This window comes from Kribbella sp. NPDC006257, assembly GCF_040613535.1.
Taxonomy (GTDB): Bacteria; Actinomycetota; Actinomycetes; order Propionibacteriales; family Kribbellaceae; genus Kribbella.
On sequence record NZ_JBEXSJ010000050.1, the window covers coordinates 16,610 to 32,191 of the forward strand.

General features: G+C 67.8%; 14 protein-coding genes. 7 read left to right on the forward strand and 7 right to left on the reverse strand.

Annotated elements, in window-relative coordinates; genetic code table 11:
- The first annotated feature begins 151 nt into the window (after positions 1-151).
- From ABZ004_RS37230 to ABZ004_RS37250, 5 genes are all read left to right on the forward strand, one after another.
- Positions 152-922, forward strand: coding sequence for a lysophospholipid acyltransferase family protein (locus ABZ004_RS37230; RefSeq protein ID WP_355686510.1), 771 nt, complete (start codon positions 152-154; stop codon positions 920-922).
- A gap of 8 nt (positions 923-930) precedes the next feature.
- On the forward strand, positions 931-1,323 hold the full coding sequence (locus tag ABZ004_RS37235) for a DUF2237 domain-containing protein (RefSeq protein ID WP_355686512.1): 393 nt from the start codon (positions 931-933) through the stop codon (positions 1,321-1,323).
- A 43-nt stretch (positions 1,324-1,366) separates the two neighbouring features.
- Positions 1,367-2,740 carry a class II 3-deoxy-7-phosphoheptulonate synthase gene (locus tag ABZ004_RS37240; protein ID WP_355686514.1) on the forward strand — a complete coding sequence of 458 codons (1,374 nt, stop codon included), beginning with the start codon at positions 1,367-1,369 and terminating at the stop codon, positions 2,738-2,740.
- Positions 2,737-3,765: a GntG family PLP-dependent aldolase gene (locus ABZ004_RS37245; protein ID WP_355686516.1), complete on the forward strand. Its 1,029-nt coding sequence runs from the start codon at positions 2,737-2,739 to the stop codon at positions 3,763-3,765. The genes ABZ004_RS37240 and ABZ004_RS37245 overlap by 4 nt, the downstream gene beginning before the upstream one ends.
- 81 nt (positions 3,766-3,846) lie before the next feature.
- The gene (locus ABZ004_RS37250; RefSeq protein WP_355686518.1) at positions 3,847-4,824 is read left to right on the forward strand and encodes a ribose-phosphate pyrophosphokinase; all 978 of its coding nucleotides are present in this window, start codon (positions 3,847-3,849) and stop codon (positions 4,822-4,824) included.
- Here the strand turns inward: ABZ004_RS37250 and ABZ004_RS37255 are convergent, their stop codons facing one another.
- A complete protein-coding gene (locus ABZ004_RS37255) occupies positions 4,825-5,655 on the reverse strand; it encodes a GNAT family N-acetyltransferase (RefSeq protein WP_355686520.1) in 831 nt (276 codons plus the stop codon). It abuts the gene before it with no gap.
- Between the two features lie 28 nt (positions 5,656-5,683).
- On the reverse strand, positions 5,684-8,821 hold the full coding sequence (locus tag ABZ004_RS37260; RefSeq protein ID WP_355686522.1) for a DPP IV N-terminal domain-containing protein: 3,138 nt from the start codon (positions 8,819-8,821) through the stop codon (positions 5,684-5,686).
- Positions 8,822-8,958: 137 nt separating this feature from the next.
- On the opposite strand from ABZ004_RS37260, the gene ABZ004_RS37265 reads away from it, so the two are divergent.
- Both ABZ004_RS37265 and ABZ004_RS37270 read left to right on the forward strand, forming a co-directional pair.
- Positions 8,959-9,483, forward strand: coding sequence for a hypothetical protein (locus ABZ004_RS37265; protein WP_355686523.1), 525 nt, complete (start codon positions 8,959-8,961; stop codon positions 9,481-9,483).
- Positions 9,484-9,570: 87 nt separating this feature from the next.
- Complete coding sequence (locus ABZ004_RS37270) at positions 9,571-10,644, forward strand: glycoside hydrolase family 172 protein (RefSeq protein WP_355686525.1); 1,074 nt, start codon at positions 9,571-9,573, stop codon at positions 10,642-10,644.
- Between the two features lie 22 nt (positions 10,645-10,666).
- Here the strand turns inward: ABZ004_RS37270 and ABZ004_RS37275 are convergent, their stop codons facing one another.
- The 5 genes from ABZ004_RS37275 to ABZ004_RS37295 form a co-directional block, all read right to left on the reverse strand.
- Positions 10,667-11,146: an SRPBCC domain-containing protein gene (locus ABZ004_RS37275; RefSeq protein WP_355686527.1), complete on the reverse strand. Its 480-nt coding sequence runs from the start codon at positions 11,144-11,146 to the stop codon at positions 10,667-10,669.
- A complete protein-coding gene (locus tag ABZ004_RS37280; protein WP_355686528.1) occupies positions 11,143-11,484 on the reverse strand; it encodes a transcriptional regulator in 342 nt (113 codons plus the stop codon). The genes ABZ004_RS37275 and ABZ004_RS37280 overlap by 4 nt, the downstream gene beginning before the upstream one ends.
- Before the next feature lie 46 nt (positions 11,485-11,530).
- The gene (locus tag ABZ004_RS37285) at positions 11,531-12,943 is read right to left on the reverse strand and encodes an FAD-dependent monooxygenase (protein WP_355686530.1); all 1,413 of its coding nucleotides are present in this window, start codon (positions 12,941-12,943) and stop codon (positions 11,531-11,533) included.
- Positions 12,944-13,496: 553 nt separating this feature from the next.
- Positions 13,497-14,666, reverse strand: a complete 1,170-nt coding sequence (locus ABZ004_RS37290) for a glucoamylase (RefSeq protein ID WP_355686532.1) — start codon at positions 14,664-14,666, stop codon at positions 13,497-13,499.
- 11 nt (positions 14,667-14,677) lie between these two features.
- Entirely contained in the window at positions 14,678-15,559 is an 882-nt protein-coding gene (locus tag ABZ004_RS37295; protein ID WP_355686534.1) for a DMT family transporter, read from the reverse strand.
- Positions 15,560-15,582: the final 23 nt, after the last annotated feature.

Below are 15,582 nucleotides of genomic sequence, written 5' to 3' on the forward strand. Positions count from 1 at the left end.
CTCGGGTGTCGTTCGGGTCTCGTGACCGATCTCGCACCCAGTCTGCAACTCGGTGACAACACAGACCGCAACACGGCTATTCCTGGCGGTTACGTTGCTAGAGGAGGAAGGTGGAACGTAAGGTATCCGCCGACGGACGGAGGTGAAGGCGATGCTGTACATGTTCCTGCGACGATTCTTCGTCGCACCGATTGCGAAGCTGCTCTTCCGTCCCAGGGTTTCGGGGCTGGAGAACGTGCCGGCGACCGGTCCGGCGCTGCTGGTCAGCAATCACCTGGCCTTCATGGATTCGGTGTTCCTGCCGGTGGCGGTACCACGGCAGATCGTGTTCCCGGCCAAGTCGGAGTACTTCACCGCGCCCGGCCTCAAGGGCCGCCTGATGGCGACCTTCTTCCGGTCCGTCGGCCAGATCCCGATCGACCGTTCCGGCGGCCGCGCCTCGCTCGCGGCGCTGAACACCGGCCTGGAGATCCTGGCCAAAGGTGAGCTGTTCGGCATCTATCCCGAAGGCACCCGGTCGCCCGACGGCCGGCTGTACAAGGGCAAGACCGGCGTCGCCCGGATGGCGATCGTGGCCGGCGTGCCAGTGATCCCGGTCGCGATGATCGACACCGAGAAGATGAACCCACCCGGCACCGTCTGGCCGCAGTGGCTGGTCCGCGAGCCGGGTCGCCGGCTGCCGCGTCTGATCCGCCCTGGCGTCGCGATCGGCAAACCGCTGGACTTCTCCCGGTACGAGGGGATGGAAAGAGACCGGTTCGTCCTGCGGTCCGTCACCGACGAGATCATGTACGCGCTGATGGAGCTGTCCGGCCAGGAGTACGTCGACATGTACGCCGAGAAGGCCAAGGAGCTGCTCAAGGCCGGCGAGATCGTGGAGAACCATGTGAAGCCGCGGATCGACGACACGAAGGCCTCCTGAATCCTCCGATGGAGAGCGAGCTGAACGTGCTCGGCGGGGCACTCGAGGAATGCGGGACCGATCCGCTCACCGGGTTCTTCCGCGACGGCTGTTGCAGCACCGGGCCGGAGGACATCGGCAGCCACACGGTCTGCGCGGTGGTGACGACCGAGTTCCTGGCCCACCAGAAGTCCGTCGGCAACGACCTCTCCACGCCTCGCCCCGAGCTGAGTTTCCCCGGTCTGAACCCCGGCGACCGCTGGTGCGTCGTCGCGGTCCGCTGGCTCCAGTCGTACCACGCGGGTGCCCCGGCGCCCGTAGTACTGGCGTCCACCCACGCGCGCGCCCTCGAGACGATCCCTCTCTCCGTACTCCGTGAGCACGCTGTGGACGTCCCCGCAGACCCCAGCTCGCTCGGGTGAGACGGCTGGGCGGCCGTTCGGGGGGCTGGAATATGGTTCGGGTATGCAATTCGCGACGTTGAGTTCTGGTCTGGTGCCTGGAGTTCCGAGTCTGGAGGAGCTGCGGGCGCTCAAGCCGCTGCAGCAGCCGGAGTGGCCGGACGCGGCCGTGCTCGAGGATGTGATCTCCCAGCTCCGGCGGTTGCCGCCGCTGGTGTTCGCCGGTGAGTGCGACGACCTGACCACCAAGATCGGCGCCGTCGCACGGGGCGAGGCGTTCCTGCTCCAGGGTGGCGATTGCGCCGAGACCTTCGACGGGGTGACCGCGGAGAACATCCGGGCCAAGCTCCGGGTGCTGCTGCAGATGTCGGTCGTGCTGCAGTACGCGGCGAGCGTGCCGGTCGTGAAGGTCGGGCGGATCGCTGGGCAGTACGCGAAGCCGCGGAGCAGCGGCGACGAGACTCGGGACGGCGTCACGCTGCCGTCGTACCGGGGTGACGCGGTCAACGGGCTCGAGTTCACCGAGAAGTCGCGGATCCCGGACCCGGAACGGCTGCGTGGCGTCTACAACGCGGCGGCCGCGACGCTGAACCTGACGCGCGCGTTCACCACCGGTGGGTACGCCGACCTGCACCAGGTGCACGCCTGGAACACCGACTTCGTGAAGTCCTCGCCGGTCGGGCGCCGCTACGAGCAGCTGGCCTCGGAGATCGAGCGGGCACTGGCCTTCATGCGGGCCTGCGGGGCGACCGCGGACGAGTTCAAGACGGTCGACTTCTACGCCTCGCACGAGGCGCTGATCCTGGAGTACGAACACGCGCTGACCCGGATCGACTCGCGGACCGAGCAGCCGTACGACGTATCCGGCCACCTGCTGTGGGTGGGGGAGCGGACCCGGCAGCTGGACGGGGCACATGTCGAGTTCCTGGCCTCGTTGTCGAATCCGCTCGGCGTGAAGATCGGGCCGACCACGACCCCGGAGTACATCCGCGCGCTGATCGACAAGCTGAACCCGAAGGGGATCGAGGGCCGGCTGACGTTCATCACCCGGATGGGCGCGGGCAAGATCCGCGACGGGCTGCCGCCGCTGCTGGAGGCGGTCCGCGACCACGGCTCGCCGATCGCCTGGGTCTGCGACCCGATGCACGGCAACACCTACGAGACGCCGAACGGGTACAAGACGCGCAACTTCGACGACGTGATCAACGAGGTGCAGGGCTTCTTCGACGCCCATGAGCAGGTCGGCACGTGGCCCGGCGGAATGCACATCGAGCTCACCGGCGACGACGTCACCGAGTGCCTGGGCGGCGGCGAGGAGCTCGTCGCCGAGGACCTCGTCAATCGCTACGAAACAGCCTGCGACCCGCGGCTGAACCGGCACCAGTCGCTGGAACTCGCCTTCCTGGTCGCCGAACGACTGCGGGGCGCAAAGGCGTGAGCTTGATCGATCTGCGGTCCGATACGGTGACCCGGCCGTCTGCCGGGATGCTCGCCGCGATGACTACCGCTCCCGTCGGGGATGACGTGTACGACGAGGATCCGACCGTCCACGAGCTCGAGGACGAGGTCGCGGGGCTGCTCGGGCACGAGGCTGGTCTGTTCACCGTCACCGGCTCGCTGGCGAACATCCTCGGCGTACGGGCGCTTGTTCCGCCGGGTAGCGAGGTGCTGTGTGAGGCGCGGGCGCATATCGCGCGGGCCGAACTCGGTGCGCATGCGGCGGTCAGCGGGATCACCACGCGGACCTGGAGCACGCCCAGCGGACTGATCGATCTGGAGCAGATCCGCGAGCTGATCGCGCCGGATCTCGGCCCGTACTTCGTGCAGACGGCAGCCGTGTCGGTCGAGAACACCCACAACTTCGGCGGCGGCACGATCCAGACGTCGTACGACGCGTTGGCGGATCTGCTCGACTCGGTGGGCCTCCCGCTGCACCTCGACGGGGCTCGCCTGTGGAACGCGTCGGTGGCGTCCGGCGTACCTCTCGCCGCCTACGGATCGAGAGCGGCGGCCGCGAGCGTCTGCCTCTCGAAGGGCCTCGGCGCCCCGGTCGGCTCGGTACTGGTCGGCTCGACCGAGCTGATCAAAGAGGCCCGCGTCTGGCGCAAACGCCTCGGTGCCGGCTGGCGCCAGGCCGGCGTACTGGCCGGCGCAGGCCTGTACGCCGTACGCAACAATGTGCACCGCCTCGCCGAAGACCACGCCAACGCCCGCCTGATCGCAGAAATCCTCGCCGACGCCGCCCCCGGCTCCGTCAAACCCGACCAGGTAGAAACGAACATCGTCGTCGCCGACATCGCCGCCACCGGCAAAACCGTCCCCGAAATCATCGAAGCCGCCCGAACCCAAGGCATCCTCCTCAGCGGAGTAGGCCGAACCCAACTCCGCCTGGTAACCCACCTGGACGCCTCCACCACCAACTGCCGAACCGCCGCAGAGTCCCTCGCCCGCCTGCTCGGTTGAGGGTTTGAGACGGTGGATGCGTTGTAGTGGGGTGGGCTCGCGTACGCTCGGGGTGTCGGGTCGGAGCGTTCGGGGAGAGCCGTGCGAGAGATCGTCGTGTTCAGCGGGAGTGCCCATACCGGTCTTGCCGATCGGATCTGTGCCGATCTCGGTGTGGACCTGTCTCCGGTGGAGATCCACCGTTTCAGCAACGACTGTCTCCAGGTGCAGTTGCAGGTGAACTGTCGGCAACGTGATGTGTACATCGTGCAACCGCTGGTGCCGCCGACGCAGGAGCACCTGATGGAGCTGCTGCTGATGATCGATGCGGCGAGGGGTGCCTCGGCGGAGCAGATCACCGCGGTGATGCCGCACTACGCCTATGCGCGTTCCGACAAGAAGGATGCCTCGCGGATCTCGATCGGCGGGCGGCTCGTGGCGGACCTGCTGGTCGCCGCCGGGGTCGACCGGGTGCTGACGATGGCGCTGCACGCTCCGCAGGTGCACGGGTTCTTCTCGGTGCCGGTCGACCACCTGACCGCGATCGGCGTACTGGCTGATCACTTCCGCTCGGCCGATCTCACCAACACCGTCGTGGTAAGCCCGGATCTCGGCAACGCGAAGACCGCGACCCAGTTCGCGCGGCTGCTCGGGCTGCCGGTCGCCGCGGGGAGCAAGCAGCGGCTGGCCGACGACCGGGTGATGATCGACGCGATCGTCGGTGACGTGGCCGGCAAGCGGGCGATCATCCTCGACGACGAGATCGCGACTGGCGGTTCGATCATCGAGCTCCTCGACCGGCTGAAGGACCTCGGCTGCACCGAGGCCGCGGTGGCGACCACTCACGGGCTGTTCGCCGGCAAGGCGGTCGAGCGACTTCGCTCCCACCCGTCGATCACCGAGGTCATCAGCACCGACACCGTCCCGCGGCCCGATGGGTTCCCCGAACTCCAGGTCAGCTCGGTCTCCAAACTGTTCGCCGCCGCCATCCAGCGCATCCACGACGGCGAGTCCGTCAGCAGCCTGTTCGACGGCGTCGACCCTACCCACGCCCCGCCCCAGCCCAAGCTCCCGTTCTGATCAACCGAGTTCGAGGCTGGCGGTGCCGTAGATGCCGGCCAGGTCGATCTCTGGGGTCGGGCCGGTGTACATGCGGGCACATTCGAAGGTGGGCTTGAGGCCGAGTTGCTCGACCAGGTTGACGGCTGCGGGGTTGGCGTCGGGGAGGTCGATGGCTACCCGCTCGTTGGGTTCGACCAAGTGGGCTATGAGCGCCTGGGCGATCTCGGGCGTGGCGGCGAAGAGTGGGCCGATCCGGGTGCCTGAGCGGGCTTCCCGGCGTACGGCGAAACCCTCCAGCTGACCGTTGCGGAGGGCGGCGACGGAGCGGCGTTCGGGGAGGCCGACCCAGAGGGCCAGGAAGGGCGAGCGGTCCGCGGGGAAGAACCGGCGGTCGTAGGCAGCGAGCTGGTCGAACGGGATCGAACGACCGTCCACCAGCTTCACATCGGCAGGGGAGACGGCCGGGATGCCTTCAAAACGAACGTGGTTGTACGCGTGCCGGAATCCCGACTTGCGGTAGTTCGCCTGCTGATCGAAGACCCCGTCCAGAGCGACGTTGCGGCCGGCGAGCCGATCCATCCCCGCCCGCCAGAGCTGCATGCCATAGCCCTGGCCGCGAAACTCCGGCCGGACGATGTAGAAGCCGATGAAGCCGTACGCCGTTCCGTAGCGCACCGCTGAGATCGACGCGATCGCTTCGCCGTCGAGCCTGCCGACGAGGAAACCTGAAGGGTCCGCTGCGGCGAAGGCGAGTGTGTCCGACTGCCCCGGGTTCCAGCCTTCCGCGGCCGCCCAGTCGCCGAGCATCACCAGTTCTGCCGCGCTTGCTGTGCCGATCTCGAGAGCCATGGAGCAGAACTCTGCCATCCGGCGGGGGCTACCCCTCGCAGCAAAGCCGATGCAGCCACTCCGGCTCATGCCACCAGTACTGCGGGTCGCGCGCATGCGCCGCCTCCCGGCTCAGTGGAGCTGGTGCCTTCGCCACTGCGACATGCGGCGCCGCCTCCACAGCGGGCAGGTAAGGCTCGAGGAGTTGGTCGATCGTGTGCAGCCTTCCGGCGATCATCACCTGTTCGACGGCAGCCGCGGCGCGGATGTCTGCGAGTGGGTTCCCGCGGACGAACGAGAGATCCGCCTGCCCCCCAGCCCGGACCACGCCGAGCTTGTCCTCCAGATGCAGCCACCTCGCCGGGTTGCGGGTTGCCGTCGTCAACGCCTCGTACGGCGTGAAGCCGCCCGCGACCATCGATCGCAGGTTCGCGTGCAGCGACACCGCGATGTTGTCCAGCGGCGAATCGGTCCCCGAAATCACCAACCCACCACCGCGATGAATCCGCAGCACCATGTCCACATTGCCGTGCAGCAAGGCACGAGTCGTCACCCCAGCCGGCCCCGCAGCGGTGTCGACCTCCGCCCGCAAAGCGGCGTACTCCCAAGCCGGATAAAGCGTCGTAGTACGCCGATCCGTCAACAGCGACGGATCATCCACATGCGCCATCGTCGAGTTGAACAACGTCGGCGTCACGGACAAACCAGCCTTGGTGAACAGCGTGATGACATCGGCATAGGCGCGCCCGAGCCGACTGACCGTGTGCGAGTAACCGAGGCGATTCGTCGCACCCGTGTGCTCCATCCCGTCCATCCCGAGATGCTCCGCGGGGTACAGGTAATGCGACGAGAGCTGCAACCCGAGCCGATGGACCGCCGCGATCGCCCTGCGCTGGTACTCGATCGGCAACCGCACATACGTCTTCACCAGGTCGTATGCGAGCCCCTCGACCCGATCCAGTTCGAGTCCGAGTTGCCGCAAGGACAGGGTCGGCCGCATGAAGTTGTAGAAGACCCGGGATCCGTCGATCGCCTCACCGGTGGCGAAGTAGCGCGGACCGACCAGCGAGCCGTGCGAGAGCGCTTCCCGCGTCTCCTGCATCTGATAGACGGGATCGCCCGGAGAGCGCGTACTCGTGATCCCGTAGGACAACCAGAGATTCCCCTGCCGCGCACCCCAGGCCCGGCCGCGCAGATGCCAGTGGTTGTGCGCATCGATCAGTCCCGGCATCACCGTCAGCTCGGACGCGTCGATGTCCGCGTTCCCCCACGGCGACCGGACCGCCGCGATCTTGGATCCGTCCACCACGATGTCGACGTCCCGCCGCAACTCCTCCGCACGACCGTCCCACAGAGCACCTGCGCGGATGACGACGTGTTGATTCACGACAGCCCGCTGCCAGTGCAGCTCGAGCTTCACCGTCCGCGGCCGCGTGCCGTGCAGATCCGTCCGCCGCAACTGGCCGTTGTGCAGATAGAGCAGGGTCCGTTCGTCAAGCCACACAGGCGAATCGGTCGCCTCCGACGTCACGGCACGCGGCGTACCGGTGTACCTTCCGCGCCGGTCCACCGGTACGACGTACAGCAGGCTCTCGACGACGAAGGTGAGCCATTTGCCGTCGGGGGAGAACACCGGGCCGTCGTCACCCCTTGTGGCGAGTGACCTGAAGGGCATCGGTTCGGCGTACTCGAAGGCGGCGGTCGCGACGTCGACGTACAGGAGCTGGCTGGTGCCTTCGCGGAAGCGCTTCGAGAAGGGCTTCACGGCAGACAGCACGAGGGTCTTGCCGTCGGCGGACCAGCTGACCCGGCCGGGCTGGAACAACGTCGGCGACACCTGGCGGACCTGGCCGGCCGCGATGTCCAGCACCCATGCGATCCCGTCCTGGTCCTGGTAGGCGATCTGCCGGCCGTCCGGCGAGAAGCGTGGTGCGGTCTGTGCCCCAGGCAACGAAGTCAGCAGCTGGTCCGTGCCGCTGGCCAGATCGTGCAGCCACAGGTCCGCCGTACCGTTCCGATCGCTTGCGTAGAGCAACTTCTTTCCATCCGGCGAGAAGTCCGGATCCGAGTTGAAGTAGCCGTCGGCAACGACCTTGCGGGGCGTACTGCGACCGTCGGAAGGCGCCACCCACAAGGCGTTCAGGGCCCGGAATGCCAGCCACCGCCCGTCGCGCGACGCGGTCGGACTCGCGATCCCAAGCACCGGCCGGCGCTTGACCGACTCGAGGTCGGGCGTCTTAGGTCGCGGTCGCCGGGATGTCACAGGAACGACAGCGCTGAACGGTACTGCGGTCTGCGTACCGTCGACGCGATGCCGCATCACCAGGCCATCGGCAGTGTAGAAGATGTCCCCGGTCGATGACCACGACGGCGGCACCGCGAAGACGTCCTTCCCGCTCGTCACCGCCTGATCGCCGATCACCAGGTCACACGCCGGTCCAGTCAGCCGGACGTAGGCGAGTTGTCCAGTCGCGGAGTACGCCGGCCCGTAGACCGTGCTGCCCGTCTTGGCAGGGACCGCGACCCGGCGTTGCCCTGTCGTGAGATCGAGTTCCACGATCGAGGTGGCGTCGACGGTGAAAGCCACCTTCCGGCCGTCGGGGGAGACCGCCGGCTCCGCCTCCTCCGACGCGTCGTCGGTGAGAGCGACGATCGCGCCGGTGTCCAGGGTCAGCCGGTAGATGCCGTAGCTGCCGCTGCCGCCGAGGTCTGACGAGAACACGATCGCGCGGCCGTCCGGGGTGAAGTGCGGCTCACGGTGGTCGAAGCGACCGGTGGTGAGCTGTTGCAATCCGGTCCCGTCCGGATGGATCGACCAGAGATGGAAGTTGCCGTCGCGGTAGGACTGGAAGACGATCCGCTGCCCATCCGGCGACCAGCGCGGCCGGGTGGCGTCCTGCAGATCGTCGGTGAGCCGCCGCGACGTACCACCCTCGGAAGGTGTCACCCAGATCGCCGTCACCAGGTCGAACGCGAGCCAGTGCCCATCCGGCGACACCGACACCATCAGGTTGGTGCCTTCCGTCAGCACCGCTTGCCCCGCTGACGATTCCGTACTGCGCTGGGCGGTGGCTGAGGCTGGCGCGATGGTGCCGGCGGCGGCGATTCCGCCGCTCAGTTGCAGGGCCCGGCGGCGGGAGAGACTCCACGATCCGGGGGCTTCAATGGGGAGGTCGTCGTGGCTCATCGGTGGTCCAATCCCTCGGGGCGGTGGGACGGTTCCGAATCTGCCAGCAGTGTGAAAGGCAGATGAACCTGTCCAGAGGGTTTGTCGGTGAACGGCCGGTTCGCTGCGACGAACGGCGGCGTTCTATCGTCAGCGCCATGAAATCCGTCTCTCCCCGCGCGCTGGGCGCCGGTGCCGCCCTTGCCTGCCTGGTGATCGCGCTCGTGGCCGCGTTCGCCGTCGACAGCCGGCTGGATCGGCAATGGGTGATGCGAGGGATCACCCTGCTGCTCGCGCTCGGGTGTGCCGCGGTGGTGGCGGGTTCGGCGGGCCGGCGCAACCGGCAGATCATCGGCCTGGTCGGTGCCCTGATGTTCGGTCTGGTCTTCCCGGTCACCGCGACCACCTGGTCGAAGCCGCCCGAGATCGACTTCGCCCTCAAGGTCGCGGACGACGCCAAGGCTGCCGCGACCAAGGCGGCCCGCAGTACGGTCTCCGTCGACGATGTCCGTACTGCGGCCACCGCCCGCGGCGGCGCTGTCGGCACCCCCAAGACCGACAAGTCACCCGAGATCCGCGGCGCCGACGCCTACCCCCTCATCCTCCGCGCCAAGCCCGCCCAGGCCCGCCCCCGAGCCTGCCTCACCTTCACCGGCCTCAACGCAAAGATCCGCCCCTGCTAGCTCTAGCTGTGCGGGGAAGTGTTCAGAGTGTGAGAAATCGATTTCCAATCGGTCGCGGGGACGGTTGTGGCGCCTAGGGTCGCGGGTATGACTCTTGGGAACCTGTCCGGAATCAGCGCGGTCGTCGACGTCGAGACCCGCTCCATCAGCGCGGAGAACCCGACCGGCGAGCGCGGCCAGGGCGGCCGTCGTACGGAGGGAACCGGGGCGCACGCGGCCCGTGACCTCGGCGTCGGCTGGAAGGTCTCGCCGTCGATCGAGATCGCGGCGAGGGAGACCGTCACGCTCGCCGACATCACCGGCTCGGGGACGATCACCCACATCTGGCTGACGACTCACAGCGACAACTGGCGCCGACTAGTTCTGCGCGCCCACTGGGACGGCGACTCCCAACCTGCGATCGAAGCGCCGGTCGGGGACTTCTTCTGCTCGGGCTGGGGACGGTTCGCGCAGGTGAACTCGCTGCCGGTGTCGGTGAACCCGAATGGCGGCTTCAACAGCTACTGGGAGATGCCGTTCCGCTGCCGGGCTCAGCTGACGATCGAGAACACGCACGACGAGTCCGTGATCGTCTACTTCCAGGTGGACTACTGGCTAGGCACGGTAGCCGACAGCTCGGCGTACCTGCATGCGCAGTGGCGGCGGAGCAACCCGCTGCCGTCCGAAACCGTGCACACGTTGCTCGACGGGGTCGAGGGGCCTGGCCACTACGTCGGGACCTATCTCGCCTGGGGCGTGAACAGCAGCGGGTGGTGGGGCGAGGGCGAGGTCAAGTTCTACCTCGACGACGACGAGGAGTTCCCGACCATCTGCGGCACCGGCACCGAGGACTACTTCGGCGGCGCCTGGAACTTCGACCTCGGCCCGGACCGTGGCGGCTACACGGAGTTCAGTACGCCGTACCTCGGGCTCCCGCAGGTGATCCGGCCCGACGGCCAGTACCAAAGCCAGCAACGCTTCGGCATGTACCGCTTCCACCTCCCCGACCCGATCCGCTTCCGCACCAAGCTCCGGGTCGATGTCCAAGCCCTCGGCTGGCGCTCCGGCGGCCGCTACCTCCCCCTGCAGGACGACATCGCCTCGACCGCCTTCTTCTACTCGACAACCACCAGCACCACCCGCCCACCCGTCCCCACCCACGACGCGATGGAAATCTGCTAGACCGGCTTGTAGGTGGCGAGGATCAGTCCTCTGCGAGCAGTGCGTCGAGCTGGGGGAGTGCCGCGCGGATGCCGACCTCCATGCCAGGAAGGGTTTCCTCCATCGCTTCGAGGCTCCCGAATCGGGTGATGCCGACCAGTCGTGATCCCGCCGCCGTGGTTTCGAAGGCGAATCTCATCGCGGCCGGCAGGTTGTCGTCCTCGGCGTTGTCCTCGCCGTCGTAGGCCTCGAAGGAATCGATGGGATCGATCGCGGTGAACCGCCAGGTGCCGTTCCACTTCTCCCCATCGGTCCCGGTCAGGTAGTACTCCGCGCGCCCGCCGACCGTGAAGTCGTGGTGCGTGAAGGTCGCCGGCGCGAACGGCGGACCCCAGAACCGCTCGAGCTGGCGCGGATCGGTCCAGGCTTCCCAGAGCCGTTGCTGCGGCACCGGAAAGTCGGCGATGACGGTCAGCGTGAGGTTCTCGGGATCCTTGGTGATATCGGTGACTGGCATCGTCATTCCCCTTCTTCTTGGAACAGGTCGTCGAGTTGCGCCACTCGTTGGCGCCAGATGGATTCATAGGCATCCAGTACGGCGCTCGCCCGCTGCAGCCGCTCGTGATTCGTCGAGATCAGCTGCTCGCGGCCGCTGGCGCGCTTCTGGATGAGCCCGGCGCGTTCGAGCACGGCGACGTGCTTCTGCACCGCCGCGAAGCTCATCGCGTACCGCGCGGCCAGGGTGGACACCGACGGCGTCTCGGTGAGCGACCGCGCCAGGATGTCGCGCCGGGTGCCGTCGGCCAGCGCACGAAACAGCTGATTGAGCGATTCCTCGCTCTCTTCCTGAAGTACAACCATGTGGTTGTACGTTACGGATCGGCAAGGACTTTGGCAACCCCCTCGATCAGCTGATGCCGAACCAGCGGGTGAGGTGGGTGTTGAGGTCCTGTTGGTCGTCGCCGATCCAGGCGATGTGGCCGTCGGGGCGGAGAAGGAGGCAGGGGACGTCCACGGCTGCGGTGGGATCGGCGAGGTAGTCGACGCGGTCGGACCAGCCGCCGACCGTCAGACGTTCGGTGCGGTCGAGCAGCAGGGCGCGGCCGTGATGGAGGTGCTCGTAGAGGGTGCCTTGCTTCAGCTCGAGGTCCCGGAGGCGGCGGCCGAGTAGGCCGGGGCCGTCACCGAAGTCGTAGCGGATGTCGATCGCGGTGATCTTCGCGATCAGGTGGCGGTTCACCTCGTCGAAGTCCATCAGCTCGGTGAGCAACCGGCGTACGGACTGCGGGCCTGGCTCGGTGGAGAGCAGTTCCATCTGGGCGCGGGTGTTGTCCAGCACGTCTGCGGCGACCGGGCGGCGCTCGGCTTGGTAGGTGTCTAGCAGCGTCTCCGGCGCCCAGCCGCGGATCTGTGCGGCCAGCTTCCAGCCGAGGTTGAAGGAATCCTGGATGCCCAGGTTCAGGCCTTGTCCGCCGGTGGGCGGGTGGATGTGGGCTGCGTCGCCGGCCAGCAGCACGCGCCCGACCCGGTACCGCTCGGCCAGCCGGGTCGCGTCCCCGAAGCGAGACAGCCAGCGCGGCGAATGCACGCCGAAATCGGTCCCGGCAACGATCCGCAGCTGCTGCCGGAAATCGTCGAGCACGGGCGGCTCCTCGCTGCCACCAGCGTCTGGGACCACGACGCGATAGAGCCCATCGCCGAAGGTCCTCATGCTGAAGACCTTGTTGACCTCGTGGATCTCGCTCACCTTGGCCGCGAGCTCCTCGGCCGGGGTGCCTACCTCCATCTCACCCATCAGCGTGTACTTCCGCGAAGGCTCGCCGGGGAAGCCGACGCCGAGCAACTTCCGCACCGTACTGCGGGCGCCGTCACAGCCGACGAGGTAACGCGTCCGTAGCTGCTCGCCATCGGCCAGCTCGACCGTCACCCCGTCGTCGTCCTGCTCGAAAGCGGTGACTGCGCAACCGTGCCGGACCTGCGCACCGAGCGCGATCGCATGTTCTTCGAGCAGCTGGACGATCACCGGCTGCGGAATGCCCAGCAGATAGGCATGTGCCGAATCCAGACCCTCGGGCGCGGGTTTGGCGATCGCGGCGAAGAACCCGCCGGCCGGACGGGGTCGGCCGTGTTCGCGCATCCGATCCAGCAACCCGCGCATCGCCATCAACTCGAGACTGCGGATATGCAGGCCCACGAGTCGCGCGAACGACAGCGGCTCGGTTTCCTTCTCCAGCACGAGAACCCGTACCTCGTGCAGCCGCAGTTCCGCGGCGAGCATCGCACCAGCCGGTCCAGACCCGGCAATGATCACGTCATACATAGGTGTTGCCTTTCAGGAGTGCCAATTGATCGAGGCACTCCCGGCGACACCTACAGTCGCCCGACCGTGACGGCAGGGGGAAGCACCAGAGCGTTCATGGGCCCCACCTCCTCAGCCAGCGTCACAGTCGCCCGCAACCTACAACCTCACCCCAACCCCCGTCCACCCCTTTCCACCTCCCACCTGCACCGGTCCGAGGCCCATCTTTGTGCCCCGTTCCTCCATTTCCACGCGGGAGGTTTGACGAGCTGGAGCACAAAGACGCCGGACCGGCGCGGGGCGCTGGCGAGCGGGCCCCGGGTTGGGGTAGGGATACCTGTTCGGGGTGGAGTCAGGGCTCACCTTGTCCGGGGCCCGGGAAGGTGTCCGGACCCCCGGGCTCTAGACGGCCAGAGCGGGGAGTGGGGGTGGGGAGGTGGGGGTGGGGACACCTAGTCGGGGGTGAGTTCACGGCACACCTTGTCCGGGGGCCCGGGAAGGTGTCCGAACCCCCAGGTTCTAGATGGCCGGAGCGGGGAGTGGGGGGCGGGGTCACCTAGTCGGGGGTGGTGGGCTAGGCGGCGGGGATCGGGAGGGGTTTGTCGAGGGCGGCGGCGGTGAGGATGACCAGGGCTGAGGTCCAGCCGAGGGGGGCCTCGCCGGCTGGTTGGAGGTCGCGATTGACCTTTTCCGGGATCGCGCCGGTCCGGGTGCGATGGGAGTCCAGCCAACTCAGCAGGGATTCGGCCGTTGCGCGGTCTCCTCGGGCGGCCGAGCTGAGGGCGAACAAGGTGGTCTGCGGGGTCCAGGCGACACCGTCGGCACGCCAGCTCTCGCCAGGAGTGACGCCACCGTTCGGCTGGGTGAGGACGTTCCGGGTGTGGTCGATCGCGTCCGCCACCTCGACGCGGGGCGGGCCGAACGGGGGACCGAGGACGGTCACGATCGCGTCGAGCCCGCCACCCGGCGTACGGGGATAGTCCGGTCCGAAGACGCGATCCGTTGCCGCCGACAACCGATCCAGAGCGCCTTGCCAGGAAGGAACTTCGTGCCCCAGTTGCGCTGCGATCGCCAAGCCGGCACGCAACCCCGTCAGCAGTGGTGCGACAGTTCCGAGCGTCACCGAAGACTCCGGCCGCTCCCAGTAGTCGGGCGAGACAGCGGGCAGCCCATCCCGCCCCAACGAGGCGACGATCTGATCACCCGACTCCTGGAGCATCGGCCAATAGACCGACAGGTCGAGACCGGACGAGCAGAACCAGCTTGCCCAGAGCACCCATCCCGACCCGTCCAGCTGCGGCTCTCTTCCATCAACAGGCACGCTTCCGTCAACGGCGTACCGGGCTGCCCATCGCCCCGACGCCGGTCGCACCCGGTTCAGGAACGAGAACACCGACGAGGCCTCGGCGTACTGGCCGACCGAACACCGAGCCGCCGCGACGAACGAAGCGTCCCGCGGCCAGACGAACCGCCACGGCCCGTCCCACCCGGCCAGCGTCGCGCCACCCGGCAGCGTCAGTGCATCCAGATCGGCGAGTGCCTGCCGAACCATCCCCTGGTACTGCGAGGGCAGGTGCGCACTGGTTGCCGACGGCACCTTCTGCCCGGGGATCCCTTCGGCGACCAGCCCGGGTTGCGGATTCCGCTCCAGATTCGAGGCCGTCCCGGCAGCAAGAAACGCCAGGAGCAGCACGATCACCACGACCGGATAGAACCGGATCCGTCGCGCGCTGTCGTCCCGCACTCGCCGCCCCCTCACTGCGCTAGGTGCTGAACCTCGGCCTCGATCTTCTGTCGTGGTGCCAGCTCGACCAGGTACATCGCCGACATCACCAGAGCGCCACCGATCAGCATCCGGCCGGTCACACTCTCTGTCCCGAAGAGTACGGCGAACCCCGCCGCGAACACCGGCTCCATCGTCATCGCGATCGCGGCCCTGGTCGGCGCCAGGTGCGCCTGGGCCCAGGTCTGCACGATCAGGGCGAACGCGCCGGCCACCAGCGCCATGTAGATCACGGCAGCCCAGTCGCCCCCGCCACTCGGCAACGTGAAACCACCGGGGATCGCGCCGACCGCACAGACCGCGGTGATCACGACCATCTGCAACGCGGACAGCCCGAAGGCATTGGCGGGTGTCGACCAGGCGCCGAGGCCGACGATGTGCAGCGCGTAGAGACCCGCCGAGGCCAGCGTCAGCAACTCGCCGGTCCCCAAGGTGAATCCGCGCAGGGACAGTACGCCGAGGCCGACGGTCGCCAGCACCACGGCGACCCAGGCCCAGCGGCCGATCTTGTGCCGCAGGATGACCGCGGCCAGCAGCGGCGTGAACACGACGTACATGCCGGTCACGAACCCGGAGACGCTCGCGGAGGTGTGCCGCAGGCCCTCGGTCTGCACCAGCTGCGCGACTCCGTAAGTGATGCCGAGGGCAACACCCCGGCCGCGATCCAACCTGCTCAGCCGGCCGATCGCGGGCGGATGCACTGCGATCAACGCGACCGCGGCGATCGCGAACCGCAACGCCAGGTAGTCGGCGACGTCCATCCTGGTGAGCAGGTCCTTGGTCAGGAAGAACGTCGACCCCCACGCCGCGGCCACCGCGAGCAGGGCGAACACGGCGATCCGGGAGCGATTCACGAGCAAAGCTTGTCAGACACCTG